This window comes from Variovorax sp. Soil_C_12 (assembly GCF_057657375.1).
In genome coordinates this window covers 47,376-64,241 of the sequence record NZ_JBDGIO010000007.1, presented here as the reverse complement: position 1 = coordinate 64,241, position 16,866 = coordinate 47,376, and the positions used below count along the sequence as shown (strand labels likewise).

Annotated in this window: 13 protein-coding genes and 4 pseudogenes; 10 read left to right on the top strand and 7 right to left on the bottom strand. The window is 64.5% G+C overall.

All coding sequences use genetic code 11. The features are described from left to right. Nucleotides 1-8: 8 nt before the first annotated feature. Together AC3A6X_RS19595 and AC3A6X_RS19590 are read right to left on the bottom strand one after the other, a co-directional pair. Nucleotides 9-1,631, bottom strand: coding sequence for an acyl-CoA carboxylase subunit beta (locus AC3A6X_RS19595; RefSeq protein WP_487843761.1), 1,623 nt, complete (start codon nt 1,629-1,631; stop codon nt 9-11). Between the two features lie 150 nt (nt 1,632-1,781). After that, nucleotides 1,782-2,584 (bottom strand): annotated as a pseudogene (locus AC3A6X_RS19590) (ABC transporter substrate-binding protein); the annotation flags it as partial. 190 nt (nt 2,585-2,774) lie between these two features. Here AC3A6X_RS19590 and AC3A6X_RS19585 point away from each other — a divergent pair. Together AC3A6X_RS19585 and AC3A6X_RS19580 are read left to right on the top strand one after the other, a co-directional pair. After that, nucleotides 2,775-3,524 (top strand): electron transfer flavoprotein subunit beta/FixA family protein, encoded by a 750-nt coding sequence (locus AC3A6X_RS19585; RefSeq protein ID WP_487843760.1) that lies wholly within the window; start codon nt 2,775-2,777, stop codon nt 3,522-3,524. A gap of 1 nt (nt 3,525) precedes the next feature. Further along, nucleotides 3,526-4,463, top strand: a pseudogene (locus tag AC3A6X_RS19580) (electron transfer flavoprotein subunit alpha/FixB family protein). Between the two features lie 1,304 nt (nt 4,464-5,767). Here AC3A6X_RS19580 and AC3A6X_RS19575 read toward each other — a convergent pair. From AC3A6X_RS19575 to AC3A6X_RS19565, 3 genes and pseudogenes are all read right to left on the bottom strand, one after another. Next, nucleotides 5,768-6,229 carry a hypothetical protein gene (locus AC3A6X_RS19575; protein WP_487843759.1) on the bottom strand — a complete coding sequence of 154 codons (462 nt, stop codon included), beginning with the start codon at nt 6,227-6,229 and terminating at the stop codon, nt 5,768-5,770. A gap of 634 nt (nt 6,230-6,863) precedes the next feature. Further along, nucleotides 6,864-7,517: pseudogene (locus AC3A6X_RS19570) on the bottom strand (site-specific integrase); the annotation flags it as partial. A gap of 19 nt (nt 7,518-7,536) precedes the next feature. Further along, nucleotides 7,537-8,259 carry a GntR family transcriptional regulator gene (locus AC3A6X_RS19565; RefSeq protein WP_487843758.1) on the bottom strand — a complete coding sequence of 241 codons (723 nt, stop codon included), beginning with the start codon at nt 8,257-8,259 and terminating at the stop codon, nt 7,537-7,539. 265 nt (nt 8,260-8,524) lie between these two features. Here AC3A6X_RS19565 and AC3A6X_RS19560 point away from each other — a divergent pair, with 265 nt between their 5' ends. The 8 genes and pseudogenes from AC3A6X_RS19560 to AC3A6X_RS19525 all read left to right on the top strand — a co-directional run. Next, nucleotides 8,525-9,772: an enolase C-terminal domain-like protein gene (locus tag AC3A6X_RS19560; protein WP_487844074.1), complete on the top strand. Its 1,248-nt coding sequence runs from the start codon at nt 8,525-8,527 to the stop codon at nt 9,770-9,772. An 11-nt stretch (nt 9,773-9,783) separates the two neighbouring features. Further along, the gene (locus AC3A6X_RS19555; protein WP_487843757.1) at nt 9,784-10,551 is read left to right on the top strand and encodes an SDR family oxidoreductase; all 768 of its coding nucleotides are present in this window, start codon (nt 9,784-9,786) and stop codon (nt 10,549-10,551) included. A 27-nt stretch (nt 10,552-10,578) separates the two neighbouring features. Continuing rightward, nucleotides 10,579-11,601 (top strand): TRAP transporter substrate-binding protein, encoded by a 1,023-nt coding sequence (locus tag AC3A6X_RS19550; protein WP_487843756.1) that lies wholly within the window; start codon nt 10,579-10,581, stop codon nt 11,599-11,601. Between the two features lie 11 nt (nt 11,602-11,612). After that, nucleotides 11,613-12,572: a tripartite tricarboxylate transporter substrate binding protein gene (locus tag AC3A6X_RS19545; protein ID WP_487843755.1), complete on the top strand. Its 960-nt coding sequence runs from the start codon at nt 11,613-11,615 to the stop codon at nt 12,570-12,572. A gap of 9 nt (nt 12,573-12,581) precedes the next feature. After that, nucleotides 12,582-13,616: an L-idonate 5-dehydrogenase gene (locus tag AC3A6X_RS19540; protein WP_487843754.1), complete on the top strand. Its 1,035-nt coding sequence runs from the start codon at nt 12,582-12,584 to the stop codon at nt 13,614-13,616. Nucleotides 13,617-13,652: 36 nt separating this feature from the next. Then, the gene (locus AC3A6X_RS19535) at nt 13,653-14,249 is read left to right on the top strand and encodes a TRAP transporter small permease (protein ID WP_487843753.1); all 597 of its coding nucleotides are present in this window, start codon (nt 13,653-13,655) and stop codon (nt 14,247-14,249) included. Further along, nucleotides 14,246-15,526, top strand: coding sequence for a TRAP transporter large permease subunit (locus tag AC3A6X_RS19530; protein WP_487843752.1), 1,281 nt, complete (start codon nt 14,246-14,248; stop codon nt 15,524-15,526). Before AC3A6X_RS19535 ends, AC3A6X_RS19530 begins: the two co-directional genes overlap by 4 nt. A gap of 116 nt (nt 15,527-15,642) precedes the next feature. Next, a pseudogene (locus AC3A6X_RS19525) lies at nt 15,643-15,792 on the top strand (IS30 family transposase); the annotation flags it as partial. Here the strand turns inward: AC3A6X_RS19525 and AC3A6X_RS19520 are convergent. Further along, nucleotides 15,793-16,419: a type II toxin-antitoxin system RelE/ParE family toxin gene (locus AC3A6X_RS19520; protein ID WP_487843751.1), complete on the bottom strand. Its 627-nt coding sequence runs from the start codon at nt 16,417-16,419 to the stop codon at nt 15,793-15,795. Further along, nucleotides 16,398-16,664, bottom strand: a complete 267-nt coding sequence (locus AC3A6X_RS19515) for a type II toxin-antitoxin system ParD family antitoxin (protein ID WP_487843750.1) — start codon at nt 16,662-16,664, stop codon at nt 16,398-16,400. The genes AC3A6X_RS19520 and AC3A6X_RS19515 overlap by 22 nt, the downstream gene beginning before the upstream one ends. Nucleotides 16,665-16,866: the final 202 nt, after the last annotated feature.

Sequence of the window (16,866 nt, the reverse complement as noted above, 5' to 3'; positions counted from 1 at the left end):
GGGAAATGTCAGGGACGGGCCACGGCGAATTGCATGGTCTGCGGCTGGCGCCGTTCTGCGTCTCGGCAGATGGACAGCACGTTGGCGAGCACGGCGCGGGTGTGTCGGGGGTCGATCACCCCGTCGTCAAGAAGGCGGGCGCTGGTCGCGAACACGCTCATCTGCCGGTCGAAGTTCTCGACGATCTTGGCCTCCAGCGCTTCGAGCTGCACGCGATCGACCGGCACACCCTTGCGTTCGGCCGCCGCCTCCTGGACGATGCCCATGGTGCGGGCGGCCTGCTCGCCGCCCATCACGGCGGTTTTCGCGTTGGGCCAGGAGAAACAGAAGCGAGGGTGGAAGCCGCGGCCGCACATCCCGTAATTGCCGGCGCCGAAGGAGGCGCCGCAATGGATCGTGAACTGCGGCACGGTGGCATTGGTCACGGCCTGGATCATCTTCGAGCCATGCTTGATCATCCCGGCCTCCTCGTAGGCGCGCCCCACCATGTACCCGGTCGTGTTCTGCAGGTAGAGGATGGGGGTGCGCGCCTGGCAGCAGGCCTGGATGAAGTGCGTGGCCTTGTTGGCGCCCGCCGGATCGATGGGGCCGTTGTTGGTGACGATGCCCACGGGCATTCCGTCGATGCGCGCGTTGCCGCACACCGTTGCCCCGCCGTAGCGTTGGCCGAACTCGAGGAAGTCCGAGTCATCGACAATGCGCGCGATGACCTCGCGCATGTCGACGGGGCGCTTGTGATCCGCGGGCATGATGCCCAGCAGTTCGTCGGCGGCGTAGCGCGGTGGGCGCACGGTGCGCGTGGGCTCCAGCGGCAACTGACCATTCCAGTCGATGTTGCCTATGATTTCACGGGCCAGGCGAAGCGCATCGCGATCATCCTCGGCCAGGTAGTCGCCCAGGCCGGAGATGCCGGTGTGCATCTCGGCGCCGCCGAGCTCTTCCTCCGACGCGATCTCGCCCGTCGCGGCCTTCAGCAAGGGCGGACCTGCCAGGAAAGCCCGCGAGCGGCCGCGCACCATCACGATGTAGTCCGACAAGCCGGTTTGATAGGCGCCGCCCGCCGTCGAGCTGCCGTGTGTCACGGTCACCACCGGCAGGCCGGCTGCGGACAAGCGTGCCAGGTTGCGAAACAGGTTGCCACCGCGCACGAACTCCTCGACGCGGTAGGTCATCAGGTTGGCGCCCGCGCTTTCGACCAGCTGCACGTAGGGAAGCTTGTTCTCCAGCGCCAGTTCCTGGGCGCGCAGCTGCTTGTCCAATCCCATGGGTTGCAGGGCTCCCGCGTCGATGCCGGAATCGGAAGCGCTGATCATGCAGCGGGTGCCCGACACGTAGCCGATGCCGGCGATGACGCCGCCGCCCGGCACGCTCTTCTCCGGATCGGGGCGGTCCAGGCAATAGCCGGCCAAAGTCGAGAGCTCCAGAAAGGAGCGACCGGGGTCCAGCAGCAATGCGATTCGTTCTCGTGGCAATAGCTGCCCGCGCTTTTCGAAACGATCGCGCGACGCATCGGAGGCCGTGCGCGTTCGTTGCTCCAGGGCGCGGATGCGCTCGAGCGTGCCCAGCATGCCTTCGCGATTGCGGGCGAACGCCTCGCTGGTCGTCGAAAGGGTCGATTCAACAATGGCCATGATTCTTCGCAAACGCCTCGCGTCAATTCGTCGTGAAGGCATCGTAGGGATGGCGAGCGAGACCGTCTTGCGGCAGTTGGCTACGCACAAAGAAAAAGGCGCCCGATGCACGGGCGGCTTATTCTCGAGACTCGGGCCAGCAGCGGGCGCTCAGTCGTTGAAGAATTCGGAAACGACCTGGAAGCGTCCATCTTTCTGCGGGACCATCTTGAGGCCGTTGAAGGCCACGTAGTCGGATACCACCTTCCAGCGGCCGTCCTGGATCTGGGACAGGCGCGAATAGGGACTTGCCCAGGTGTTTGGTGGGGCTGTAGGTGCCCTCGGCGGAACCGAAGATGTCGCGCGGGACCGTGAGGCTGTCCATTGCCTTCACGAAGCTGTCAGTCGTCAAATGCGGACCGGCTTTTTGAGCCGCGCGAATGAAAGTATCCCCCGCGATATAGCCATAGGCCGCCATCACGCTGGGCTCCTCATTGAACCGCGTCTTGTACTTGTTCGCCCAAAAGCGAATCTGCTGGGTGGCTTCGTCCAGGTACGGATGCTGCGCCGTCATGGTCGCGTACAGGCCGTCCATGTTCTTGCCGCCAGCTTGGGGATCAGGTCGGTGTAGGCACCGGCGGAAGCGAGGAACACCGGGGTGAAGCCAATCTTGCGCGCTTCGTTGATGGTGCCCACGGACTCCCGGATGATGGTGCCCAGCACCACCAGCTCACACCCCGCCGCTATCATCCGGGCCACTTGGGACGAGAAGTCCGTCGCGCCGCGCTTGAAAGAGGTCTTTCGACGAGCTCGAGGTTGAGCAGTTTCAGCCCGGCTTCGGCGCCACGAACGACCTCCAGGCCATATTCATCGTCCTGGTAAAGGGTGCAGGCCTTCTTCAGGTTGCGATCCTTCATCAAGCGCAGCGTCCCGATGCGCATCTGATCGTAATAGGGCGCGAAGTTTGCGTATCTCGACATCCAGGGCGGCAATCATGGAAGCGAAACCACGTTGGCGCTGGCGTGGCAAAGCGGGAACGAAAGTCCCGCGGCGCATCGCTTCATCGAACTGGTCCGCAGCCGCGGGCCACTATAGCGAAACCAGATAGGCAAGCGTCGAATCGGAATTGGACCGCGGGGGCCGGATTGCTTATCGTCCTCGCTCATGAAGATCCTTGTACCTGTGAAGCGTGTCGTCGACTACAACGTGAAGGTCCGCGTGAAGTCGGACAACACGGGCGTGGAGATCGCGAACGTCAAGATGAGCATGAACCCGTTCGACGAGATCGCCGTGGAAGAAGCGGTGCGCCTGAAAGAGAAGGGGGTCGCGACCGAAGTGATCGCCGTGTCCTGCGGCGTGCAGCAGTGCCAGCAGACCCTGCGCACCGCCATGGCGATCGGGGCCGATCGCGCGATCCTCGTGCAGACCGACGAACAGCTGGAGCCGCTGGCGGTCGCCAAGCTGCTCAAGGCGCTCGTTGACAAGGAGCAGCCGGGCCTGGTGATCCTGGGCAAGCAGGCGATCGACGACGACTGCAACCAGACCGGCCAGATGCTCGGTGCGCTGGCCGACCTGCCGCAAGCGACCTTTGCCTCCAAGGTGGAAGTCGCAGGCGGCAAGGCCAAGGTGACCCGCGAAGTCGACGGCGGCCTGGAGACGTTGGAGATCACGCTGCCGGCGGTGGTCACGACCGACCTGCGCCTCAATGAGCCGCGCTACGTGACGCTGCCCAACATCATGAAGGCGAAGAAGAAGCAGCTGGACACCGTCAAGCCCGAGGACCTGCGCGTGGACATCAAGCCGCGCCTGAAGACCCTGAAGGTCACCGAGCCGCCGAAGCGCGGCGCCGGTGTGAAGGTGCCCGACGTGGCCACTCTGGTTCAAAAGCTCAAGACCGAAGCGAAGGTGATCTGAGATGGCTGCTCTCGTCATTGCTGAACACGACAACAAATCCATCAGGGCCGCGACGCTCAACACCGTGACGGCGGCGGCCGCTTGGGGTGGCGAAGTGCACGTGCTGGTTGCGGGTGGAAATGCCGGGAATGCCGCCAAGGCCGCTGCGCAGATCGCGGGCGTGGCCAAGGTGATCCACGCCGACGCGCCGGGCTTCGAGCACGGCTTGGCGGAGAACGTCGCCGCGCAGGTGCTGGCCATGGCCGGCAACTACTCGCACATCCTGCTCCCCGCCACCGCCAGCGGCAAGAACATCGCTCCGCGCGTGGCCGCAAAGCTCGATGTTGCCCAGATCTCCGACATCACGAAGGTCGACGCCGCCGACACGTTCGAGCGCCCGATCTATGCCGGCAACGCGATCGCCACCGTGCAGAGCGCGGACAAGGTGAAGGTGATCACGGTGCGCACGACGGCCTTCAATCCCGCCGCCACGAGCGGCGGCAGCGCTTCCGTCGAGAACGCGAGCGCGCCGGCTGACAATGGCAAGTCGAAGTTCCTTGGCCAGGAGATCGCCAAGAACGACCGCCCGGAGCTCACCGCGGCAAAGATCATCGTCTCCGGTGGCCGCGCGCTCGGTTCTTCGGAGAAGTTCCAGGAGGTGCTGACGCCGCTGGCCGACGCGCTCGGTGCCGCGATCGGTGCGAGCCGCGCGGCAGTGGATGCGGGCTACGCGCCCAACGACCTGCAGGTCGGCCAGACCGGCAAGATCGTCGCTCCGCAACTGTACGTGGCCTGCGGCATCTCCGGCGCATCCAGCACCTGGCCGGCATGAAGGATTCAAAGGTGATCGTGGCGATCAACAAGGAACCGGAAGCGCCGATCTTCAGCGTGGCGGACTATGGGCTGGAAGCGGATTTGTTCGTCGCCGTGTCGGAGCTGATCCGGGAACTGGTGTCCTGAGAGAACGAGCGATACGGCTGTGCGAGCGCCGATCAACCAGTCGGTGGATCCACGGCCCGAAAAAGACAAACTCCATCCGCGCCCGCATACCCACGTCGTGATGGAGTAAGTCAGGGTGCGCCGGCGCGGTGGGTGAGCCATTAAGGAGAGCGATTCAAATGGTGGGGTCATGCCGCCAAGGACATCGTCGGCGCGTTGGACGGGAACCCGGGGCACCAACGCGCCGTGCGCGATGTAGGCGGGGCTCAGGCCCAGCATGAAGGGGCGCGGCAGGTTCAGGGCCGCCGCGATGGAATAGGCCAGTACCGCGGCGAGCGTCGCGAAGCCCAGGACGGCCATCAGGTAGCCGCGCTGCGAGGGCTGGCGCCAGGCCATCCAGCCCAGCAAGGCGCGCACAGCCAGGGTCCGCCGACCGCGATGGCACCGGCCACGGGCGGGGTTCGAAACCCGCAGCCATCCAGTGAAAGAAAAGCAGGTCGAATGCCTTCATGCGGGAAGGCGGCCAAGTCGCGGGATCGGTCACATGGCCGCGACTCTAGGCGTCGCTCGTGAAGCCCAGCTGAACGCTGCCCTCAGCTTTGGCGGCACCTTTGAGTAGTGTGCCGCACGCGGAAAAGAGCGATCGCATCTGCCCTGCAAATCGGGGGCCGCTGCTCGAAACTTTTCCAGCCGCAGTGCTCCCTGTCCTCGACGACGCCACCGCGGACGGGACCTGCAGCAAAGGGGGGGTTTACTTCGACGGCAAGACGATCCTGCTGCCTGCGCGCCATGGCCCTTATGGACAAGCACGTGTAAGGTCATTCCTATGCCAAGTCTGCCTTCGAGAACCGCGCACTCGGTGACCCATTCGATCAACTTCGAGCAGCGCTTCGTAGAGCTCCCCTTCACGCAGGAGACGGGCAGCTTGACTGTCAGCATCACGTTGCATGAAGGACCGAACTCGCTGGCGATCGCCCAGGGACGTCCCAAGCGAGTTTCCGGAAATCCCGCGAGCTCCCTCCGTAGTGGGCTTTTTTCATCCGGCTGAAGTGGGCCGCATCCTTGAAACCGACCGAGCACGCAATGTCGATGACCGCGCGCCGCCGGCCCAGGATTCAGGCTGGGCCTATCGATAGCCTGCAAGCTCGTGCTTGGCGTTCGCGTTGCCCGACCGCAACCCAATTCGAGCTCGACCCCACCGCCCACAGGACGCCTGCGCGAGATTCTGACGCGCGCCGCCAGCGCATCGGCCCCGAATACCCACAGCTGCATCGTGTTCGCGGATGGGCTGCCCTCTATGCGCATCGCGTCGTCGGACAAGCAACTCAGTCGAGATAGTCGAGGAAATAAGGGGTCACTTCCTGGAGAAGCTTGACTTCCTCCGCCTCGATGCTGCGGGGCTCTAGATCGAAATGGATGAATGTGCCGTAAGGTGTTCCGGAATCGCGTCTGAGCAGCCGCCCATAGTACGACTCGACGAGGCCAACATACGGGCGGTAGCTGATCAGAGACTTGTCCTTCGAGACATGACTGGTCGCGAACTCGCCCTGCTCGATCGCGTGCTGGCAAAAGCTCTTCTCCAAGGGAACGGCCTTCAACCAGGTGCGGTATTCAGAGGCGCGGTCAAAGACATGCTCTGCCCGCAGCGCACCGCCGCTCAACTTGTAGATGGCCGTATATCGGTACTGCGTCCTGCCATTGAGCATTGCCAACGCGGGGTGAATCCCATGGGTAGAAAGGGTGCTACGAACCGCAGCTGCCTGTGCGGGCAAGTCGATCTTGGACATGGGGACTGTGAATTTCTTGGGAAGCCCGGGGTGCGGCGTAGTGGTAGTACCCCGTTGCGAACGTTAGTAAGAAAGGGCGCTGACATGGAAGTCGTTTCGTTGATCGCACCCGGCTCGCGCAATAGCTGGGCCGCCGTGCACGGACACGGCTAGGCTGCGGACGCAAGTCGCGCTTGAGTCCTGGCTGCAGCGCGGCCTTCGTTAGTCACCTTGAGAAGGATCGCGGGTCCTGTGTACCGGCAACATCCATCTTCGACGAGCAACGGAGGGATGTCTGCCTCGACCAAGGCTGCGGACCTCAGCACTGCGAGCTTCTCAATATCGTCTTGGTCGAACACCTCGGTCGGACCACCCTCAGCAGCACAGAGCCGCGCGAGCAATTTCATTGGCACCTTCGTTCCTCCCTGTCTCTTCAAAGTAGGCCCGCAATTCTATGAAAACTCATCAATAAACATGTGCCAAATGGGCGACATCGACGGTCCAAATCGATGCTTTGCTCCTCGCAATAAAGAACGACCCAGGCACATATCAGGGTGCCAACGCGCGGACACAGACCAGCGTTCCATTGATCGCCAAACGCGCGGTAGAAGGAGGCGTGCTTCTGAACAGCTTGCGCGGCCTGATAGAGAGCAAGTCAATCGTTGTCGAGCATCCGGCTGACCTTGCTGCCCAGCGCGCTCTCGGCGCGGAAGTAGCCCATCACGGTCGCGACGCTGTGATGACCGGTCATGGCCATCGTCTCGGGCAGCGACATGTTCTGCCGGCCGGCTTCCGTCACGAACCCGGCCCTGAGCGAGTGCGCAGAGAACTTCCCCTCGACCCCCGCCATCGCGCATCGCTCCTTCACGATGTCGCGCACGGCCGCTGGCGCGAGTGGCTCGCCGAGATGCCCCCCCTTGCGAATGCGGCGGAAGAGGGCGCCTTCCTGGATGCCGCTGGCGACGAGCCACTCCTGCATGGCCGCAGCCGCGCTGCCCACCAGGGGTTTCACGTCCTCGGGACGCTCGGCGCCGGCCTGGTTGGTCTTGGAGTGCGTGAGCGTGTAGAGGTAGGAGCGGCCACTGTCTCCGCCCATGCGCTGAAGGTTCTCGAGCGTGGCCGAGGCGACCTCGGAGCGCCGCCGCCCGCCGGTGGCCCATGCGAACAGGAGGAGGGCGCGATCGCGTTTTCCGCGCAGGGTGTCGTCGCAGGTCGCCAGCACCGCCTGCAGCGGATCCTCGGTGAGCGCGCGCTGCTTGCGCGCTCGCGCGCCGCGCTTGGCGTAGGCGCGGCGCGTCTGGGCCAGCAGCATTCCAGCGCGGCTTAACTTAACTAGGGTCAAGCGTGGAATCGGGCCGCAAGAATGTCTCGTCCAGTTCGCCAAGCCTGCAGTCCAGAAGTGCTGGCTCGACTTCACGCTCCAGCACTTCGAACATCCCTTCGACAAAGTCCACCAGGCGATCGGATGCAGCAATCGCATCGTCAACATTGCCAGTGGCGACTGCATCAAGGACGGCAATGTGCGCGTCCACCGTGTCCATCAGGTTGGCTCCCCGCTGCGCGTGCGTGTGGTAGATCCAGCCGATGCGACGGAAGATGGTGTGCAGTGGCCGCAGCGTGCTCTCGACGAAAGGTTCTCCCGCGGCGGCAAGAAAGAGCTGGTCGATGCGCCGGTCCACCACGTTGAACTGCTCCAGCGTCATGCCGTCCCTGTGTTCGGCCAACTGGCGCTTGAGGTGCAGCATCTGATTGCGCTGTGAGGAGCCGGACCTTTCGGTAGCCAACCGGATCACGAAACGCTCCATATCGCGGCGAAGACGCAGAAGCAGGCGATCGCGCGTGAGGTCGACGGGCGCGATCTGCAAGCCATGCCGTGGCGTCACGTGCACCAGCGTGTCGGCTGCGAGCCGGTTGACGGCCTGAAGCACCGGCGTACGGCCATAGCCGACCATGCCCTGCAGTTCATGCGTGGCCAGGAACCGGCCGGGTTTGAGCTCGCAGCAAACAAGCAGTTCTTCAATGCGCGCATAGGCCAGATCGGAAAGGCTCACCGGGCTTCGACGGCGAGGTGTGTCCTGGGCCGAAGCGCTCTTTGCGGTCAGCCGCGGTCGCGGACGGTGGGTTGAAGGCATACGGCTTGTGATCTGAAGGGGCCGTGCTAAGCGCACGATCCATACAGAAGCATAGCCTGATATTCAACAACTTCCGCAACGATTACGGTGTTGTCTCGAATGGAAGAGTGCAGAAGCGGCAGGGCGCCCGGCAATAGGGTAAACACGAAGAACTTTCGTGAAATATCACAGTATTCTTCGCGCCATGGCAGCCCTGATCTCCGACGTCAAAGTCATCCTCACGGCCCCGGAGGGGATCAACCTCCTTGTCGTCAAGGTGGAAACCAACCAGCCCGGGCTGTACGGGCTCGGCTGCGCGACCTTCTCCTATCGGCATCTGGCCGTGCAATGTCTGGTCGAGGAATACCTGCGGCCCTTGCTGATCGGTCGTGACGTGAGCGCGATCGAGGAGCTGTGGCAGCTGATGCACCAGAACGCCTACTGGCGCAACGGACCGATCGAGAACAACGCCATCTCGGGCGTCGACATGGCGCTGTGGGACATCAAGGGGAAGATGGCCAACATGCCCCTGTACCAGCTGTTCGGGGGCAAGTGCCGCGAAGGCGTGCCGATCTACCGACATGCTGACGGCCGGGACCTGGCCGAGCTCTGCGACAACATCCAGAAGTATCGGGAACAGGGCATCACCCACATCCGCTGCCAGAGCGGCGGCTACGGCGGCGGTGCCTTCGGACCGGCCCCCGCGACGGCGCCGAGGGGCGCGGCGGATGGCATCTACCTGGACGGCAAGACGTACATGCGCGACACGATCAAGCTGTTCGAAGGCATCCGGGCGAAGGTGGGCTTCGATGTTTCGCTGTGCCACGACGTGCACGAGCGGCTGAAGCCGATCGAGGCGATCCAGTTCGCCTGCGAGATGGAGCGATTCGATCTGTTCTTCCTCGAGGATGCAATTGCGCTCGAAGACGGCCGGTGGCTGCGTCAACTGCGAGACAACACCCGCATCCCGCTCGCCCAAGGCGAGCTGTTCAACAACCCGTCTGAATGGAAGACGCTGATCACCGACCAGCTGATCGACTACATCCGCGTCCATCTGAGCCAGATCGGCGGCATCACCCCGGGCAGGAAACTGCAGCTCTTTGCCGAGCAGTTCGGCGTGCGGACCGCATGGCACGGCCCAGGCGACATGTCACCGCTCGGCCACGCTGCCAACATCCACATCGACCTGGCGGCGCGCAACTTCGGCGTGCAGGAATGGTCGGGCACTGAACCCCCTAACTTCGTCATCCAGGAACTCAAGGGGCCGCGCGACGCGCTGCTCGACGTCTTTCCAGGCCTGCCGGCTTTCGAGAACGGCTATGTCTACGCGAACGACAAGCCCGGCCTCGGCGTCGATATCGATGAAGAGGAAGCCCGCAAGTACCCGTGCGAGAAGGTCGTGACCACATGGACGCAAACGCGCCTGGCCGACGGAACGCTTCAAACGCCCTAGGAACACAGACCATGTCCATTCAACTCTTCGATCTGACGGGCCGCACGGCGCTCGTCACGGGTTCCTCGCGCGGCCTGGGCTTCGCCATCGCCGAGGGCCTTGCCGCCGCCGGCGCACGGATCGTGCTCAATGGCATCGATGCGGCACGGCTGACCGATTCGGCCGCTGCGCTGCGCGGCAAGGGCTACGCGGTCGAGGCGTACGCCTTCGACGTCTGCAACGAGGGCGCAGTGGTCGGCGCGTTCGACCAGTTGGACGCGGCGGGCATCGAGGTCGACATCCTCGTGAACAACGCCGGCGTGCAGTTCCGCAAGCCCATGGTCGAGCTTGCCACGGAAGACTGGCGCCGCGTGATCGAGACCAATCTGACCAGCGCCTTCGTGGTTGGACGCGAAGCGGCCCGCCGCATGATCCCGCGCGGCCGCGGCAAGGTCATCAACATCGGCTCGCTCACCAGCGAACTCGCGCGTGCGACCGTCGCGCCCTACACCGTGGCCAAGGGCGGCATCAAGATGCTGACGCGTGCCATGACGGCCGAATGGGCCGGCCACAACATCCAGGCCAACGCCATCGGGCCTGGGTACATGCTGACGGACATGAACCAGGCGCTGATCGACAACCCGAGCTTCGATGCCTGGGTCAAGGGCCGCACGCCGGCCGGCCGCTGGGGCCGCCCCGAGGAACTGGTGGGCGTGGCCATGTTCCTGGCGTCCAACGCTTCCAACTACGTCAGCGGCCAGATCATCTACGTAGATGGCGGCATGGTTTCCGTTCTCTAACTACACATTCCATTCAGGAGACAGTCGATGAAACGAAGCATTCGCGCGGTCGTTGTTGGATTGACCGTTGCCGGCGCCTGCGTCGGTGCCGCGGGCACGGCATTCGCCCAGGACATCAAGGAGCGCAACATCAAGTTCGCCTTTGCCAATACGGCGGATTCGGCGCACGGGATCGGCGCCAAGCGCTTTGCCGAGGTGGTCGCGAGCAAGAGCGGGGGCAAGCTGAACGTGAAGCTCTACGGCAGCGGCACGCTCGGTGGTGAAGCCGTGGTGGCTTCGGCGATGCAGGGCGGCACCATCGAGATGTCGATGATGGGGCCCGGCCTCCTGACCGGAATGGACAAGGAGTTCGGTGTTTTCGACACGCCCTTCCTGTTCGACAACTTCAAGGAGGTCGACGCCGCGCTGGACGGGCCGGTCGGCAAGAAGCTGCTCGACAAGTTGCCCGCCAAAGGGCTGGTCGGCCTGTCTTACTGGGACCATGGCTTTCGCATCCTGACCAACAGCAAGCGCCCGATCGCAAAGTTCGAGGACATCCAGGGACTGAAGATCCGGGTGCAGCAGATCCCGGTGTTCATCGAGTCCTTCAATGCGCTGGGTGCCAATGCGGTGCCGATGCCGTTCCCCGAGCTGTACTCGGCCCTGGAGCAGAAGGCCGTCGATGGCCAGGAAAACCCGTTCATCTCGGTCGAGGTGACCAAGTTCTACGAAGTCCAGAAGCACGCGTCCACCACGCGCCACGCGTACTCGCCGCTGCTGGTGCTGATGAGCAAGAAGTTCTGGGATCAGCTGTCGGCCGATGAGCGCAAGGTGCTCACGGATGCGGCGAACGAGGTCAAGGGCTACGAGCGCCAGGTCTCGCGCGATCTAGACGCCAAGGCGCTCGACGCGCTCAAGAGCAAGGGCATGGTGATCACCGAAGTCTCGGCGCAGGAACGTGCGCGGATGCGCGACAAGCTCAAGCCGGTGATCGACAAGCATCGCCAGACCACCGGCGAACTGGGCAAGGAAATGACGGCCGAGGTGGAACGCATTCGTTCCGGAAAGTAAGAGACCAGACCATGAGCACTCGAACCATCCTTGGTGCCATTGCCGCGATCGCGGCGCTGTGGTCCCCTGTCGCGCCGGCCGCGGACTATCCGACCCGGCCGATCGAGATCGTCGTGCCCTCGTCGGCGGGCGGCGGCACGGACGTAATGGCCCGGCTCTTCGCCGAGGCCGCCAAGAAAAACGTGCCACAGCCCTTCATCGTCACCAACAAGCCGGGAGCGGGCGGCGGCATCGGCATGACGGAAGTGCAGCGCGCATCGGCCGACGGCTACAAGATCGGCGTGCTGATCTCCGAGCTGGCGATCATTCCCCATCTCGGCATGACCAAGGTCACGACCGAAGACTTCATCGCGATAGCGCGGCTCAATGGCGATCCGGGCCTGATCGCCGTGCGTGCCGACTCGCCATGGCAGTCGATCGACGACCTGCTGGCCGCCGCGAGAAAGCAGGAGGGCGCCGTGTCGATGGGCAACGCCGGCACCGGCACCATCTGGCACCTCGCGGCCGCCGCCGTCGAACAGAAGACGCGCGTGCGCTTCAACCACGTGCCCTACCAGGGCGCGGCACCGAGCGTGCTCGCGCTGGCGGGCGGCCATGTGGATGCGATCGTGGTGAGCCCGGCCGAGATCGGTTCGCACGTGGCGGCCGGCAAGGTCCGCGTCCTGGTGTCGATGGCCGAAGGCCGGCTCGCGGCCCCCTATGACAAGGTTGCGACCTTCAAGGAGAAGGGCGTGGACCTGGTGCTGGGCACCTGGCGTGGTCTGGGCGTACCCAAGGGCACGCCACCCGAGGTGGTGCGGTACCTGCGCGATGCGGCGCGCAAGACGTCCGAAGACCCCGCGTTCCGCGAAGCCCTGACCAAGGCCAACCTGCTTCCGGCTTACATGGATGGCGAACGGTTCCAGGCCTTCATGAACAGCCAATCGACCTATTTCAGGTCGCTGCTGGCGACCGTCGAGATCAAGAAGTAGGGTGCCCGCATGGAAGCCCTCGTCATCCACGCCCCCGGCGACCTGCGCGTCGAAGAAGTCCCCACACCCGAGCTCGGGCCCGGCCAGCTGCGCGTGCGCGTGCGCTGCGGCGGCATCTGCGGCTCGGACCTGCATTACTACCAGCACGGCGGCTTCGGCACCGTGCGCATCAAGGAACCGATGGTGCTGGGCCACGAGGTGGCCGGCATGATCGAGGCCGTGGGTGCCGGCGCGGGCAGCTTCGCGGCCGGCGATCGCGTCGCCATCAGCCCGAGCCGCCCCTGCGGCCTGTGCCGCTACTGCCAGCAGGGCCTGCAGAACCACTGCTTGGACATGCGCTACTACGGCAGCGCGATGCGCACGCCGCACGTGCAGGGCGCCTTCCGCCAGGAGATCGTGGTGGAGCACTGGCAGGCGCATCGCCTGGCCGACAGCGTGAGCGACGGCGAAGGCTCGATGGCCGAGCCGCTGTCGGTGGCGCTGCACGCGGTGCGCCGCGCGGGGCCGCTCCTGGGCAAGCGCGTGCTGGTGACGGGCTGCGGGCCGATCGGCGCGCTGGCGATCATCGCGGCGCGGCGCGCGGGGGCCACGCACATCGTGGCCACCGATGTCGGCGCGCACACGCTGGGCAAGGCGCTCAAGGTGGGGGCCGACGAGGTCGTGAACGTGGCCGAGGAGTCGGAAGGCCTGGCGCGCTTCACGGCCGACAAGGGCAGCTTCGACGTGCTGTTCGAAGCCAGCGGCAACCAGCGCGCGCTGGTCGGCGCCTTCGATGCGCTGCGGCCGCGCGGCATCATCGTGCAGCTGGGGCTGGGCGGCGAGATGACGCTGCCCATCAACACCATCGTGGCCAAGGAGTTCGACCTGCGCGGCGCCTTCCGCTTCCACGAGGAGTTCGCGGTGGCGGTGGAGCTGCTCAACAAGGGGCTGGTGGACGTAAAACCGCTGATCTCGGCCACGCTGTCCTACCGCGATTCGGCGCGCGCCTTCGCGCTGGCGGCGGATCGCTCGCAGGCGATGAAGGTGCTGCTCAGTTTTGACTGATATCGGGCGCGCGCCGCGCCTCATGAAGGGACGTCGATGAACCGATTGATCAATGGCTATTGCAGGCTGCTCGATGCGCTGGTCGTGCTGGCGCTCGCGATCATGGTGGTGCTGGTGTTCGGCAACGTGGTGCTGCGCTATGCGTTCAACACCGGCATCACCGTGTCGGAAGAGGTGTCGCGCTGGCTGTTCGTCTGGCTGGTGTTCCTGGGCGCCATCGTCGCGCTGAAGGAGCACGCCCACCTCGGCACCGACATGCTCGTGTCGCGTCTGCCGGTGGTTGGCAAGAAGATCTGCCTGGTCCTGGGTCAGCTGCTGATGCTGTACGTCACCTGGCTGCTCTTCTCCGGCAGCCTGGCACAGGTCAGGATCAACTGGGAGGTCGAAGCGCCTGTCACGGGCGCATCCGTCGGCATCTTTTATCTGGCCGGCGTCGTGTTCGCGGTGTCGGCTGGCGTGCTGTTGCTGCGCGAGCTGTGGCGCACCTTGAGCGGGCAGTTGCGCGACGACGAACTGGTCATGGTCAAGGAATCGGAGGAGGCCGCCGAGCTCGAGGAACTCCAGGCGCAGCTGGCGCGCGAGAACGCCCCATCGGCGCCTGTCGCCAACGGGCAGGCCAGGAGCAGGACATGACTGTCGCCATCTTCCTCGGCGCGCTGATCGGCACGATGGCGCTGGGCATCCCGATCGCCTTCGCCCTCCTGGCCACCGGCGTGGCGCTGATGTGGCACCTGGACCTGTTCGACGCGCAGATCTTGGCGCAGAACGTGGTCAACGGCGCCGACAGCTTCCCGCTGCTGGCCGTCCCCTTCTTCATGCTGGCCGGCGAGATCATGAACGTGGGCGGCCTGTCCAAGCGCATCATCGACGTCGCGCTGGCCCTCGTCGGCCACATCAGGGGAGGGCTGGGCTACGTGACGATCCTCGCAGCCATCCTGCTGTCGGCCCTGTCCGGGTCGGCCGTGGCGGATGCGGCCGCACTCACCGCGCTGCTGCTGCCGATGATGGTGGCCGCCGGCCACGACAAGGCGCGCTGCGGCGGGCTCATCGCGGCCTCGGGCGTGATCGGGCCGGTGATCCCGCCGTCGATCGCCTTCGTGATCTTCGGCGTCGCAGCCAACGTGTCGATCTCCAAGCTGTTCCTGGCCGGCATCTTCCCCGGCATCCTTATCGGTGCTTCGCTGTGGCTCACCTGGATGTTCCTGGTGCGCAAGGAAAAGATCTTGCCGCCGCCGCGCAAATCGGCGCGCGAGATCTGGACGGCGCTGCGCCAGGCAACCTGGGCCCTGATGTTGCCGGTGATCATCCTGGTGGGGCTGCGCTTTGGCATATTCACGCCGACCGAGGCGGCCGTGGTAGCGGCGGTCTACGCCTTTTTGGTGGCCACGGTGGTGTACCGCGAACTGAGGGTTGGCCAGCTGTACGCCGTGTTCGTGAGTGCCGCCAGGACCACGGCCGTCATCATGTTTCTCGTGGCCGCCGCGCTGGTGTCGGCGTGGCTGATCACGGTGGCCGATCTGCCGGGCAAGGTGATCGGCCTGCTCGAGCCTTTCATGGGCAACAAGACGATGCTGCTGATTGCGATCATGGTGCTGTGCATGATCGTCGGCACCGCGATGGACATGACGCCGACCATCCTGATCCTGACGCCGGTGCTGATGCCGGTGATCAAGCAGGCCGGCATCGACCCGGTCTATTTCGGCGTGCTGTTCATCATCAACAACTCGATCGGCCTGGTCACGCCACCGGTCGGAACCGTGCTCAACGTGGTGGCCGGCGTCGGGCGCATGAAGATGGACGATGTGACCAGGGGTGTGCTGCCCTTCATGGCGGCCGAGTTCGCGATCCTGTTCCTGATGGTGCTCTTCCCGCAACTCGTCACCGTGCCAGCCAAGTGGTTTGGCGGCTGAGGCGGCTGCACGTCGCGCCATTCATTTCATGGTTGCCCTCGGTCAGGTTAGTTCCCGAGGCGGCAATGCCGGCGATCTTTCTGCCACCCAGCGCGTCCAGCACCAGTCGCAGCGCGATCACCGGCAAGGACACGCAGACGGTGGTGAACGCGCTGGTCAAGAATGCTCGCAAGCTGCCACAGGAGCCCTACAAATCGCTGACCTGGGATCGAGGCAAAGAGATGGCGGGCCACAAGCAGTTCACCTTGGCGACCGACACGAGCGTCTCATGGCTGGTCTGAGCAGCCCAGTTTTTTTTCAGTCCCCGCGCACCCGGTACACCTGATGGTGTGGGGTGCGCCGGAGTCATTGGTGACAGCCATCCGTTGGACGCGTTCGATTGCGCCTACGCTCAACGGCTGGCTGACGCGGCACGCACGCCGGGCGCACGCCAGCGCGCCTGATCGTGTGCGCAAAGGCATGGGCAACCACCCGCTACCGGCGGTGGTCAACCTGCCAGGCTCACGGTCGACAAGCGAAACCAACACTGCCCTCGATGCGCCGGCGAGGCATGGTCGGTTAGACGAGGCTACTGGCCTTCGCTGAACACCGCATCGGTGTCGCGCGCCGAATGCAGGACCCCGCACCACGTCGATGCCGCCGTCGAGCGCTTGGTAAAAGATGACATAACGCGCGAACGGAAAGCTGCGCAGGCCAGGCGACAATTCATCGCGCGTGCGGCCCATCAAGGGCTGGGTTGCGATTAGTCTGAACTTTGCATCCAGTTGTTCGACCCAGCGGTCAGCCGCCGCGCAAGGCTGTCCTCCGCAATGTAGTCCCAGATATCGAGAATGTCCGCCGCCGCGAGCGGCCGCCGGGTGACGCGCGGCATCTATGCCTGAGCCGCCATGCAAGCACGCCGCGCACGCGCCTGTCGCTTGATGTCCGCTGCATCCCAGACCACGCTGGGACCACTGTCGAACCCTTTGCGAATGTCCTGCCGCGATTGTTCGAGCTTGGCCGCTCGGAGTCGGTCCTGCTCCTCCATTAGACGCAGTGCTTCGCGCACGACCTCGCTAGCGGACGTGTACATGCCCGACCAGACCTTGGTGCGAACCATCTCTTCGAGCTGCGGCGTGAGATTGACGTTCATGCCCATGCAGCGACTCCTTAACCGATGCCTGTTTTATCAAGGATTGTCAAGGATTGACACCCGTGCACCGGGCCGGCCGGCTGAGCCGGATTCCGGCAAGAAGCCCCGCTGGACGTCGTTGAGCGCTCTGTGTAGCGAGCAGGCGCTTTCTTCGGCGAGCGCCGCCAAGGCTCAGCGTCTTACTTCCGAACAAAGCTGCGTTCATCTT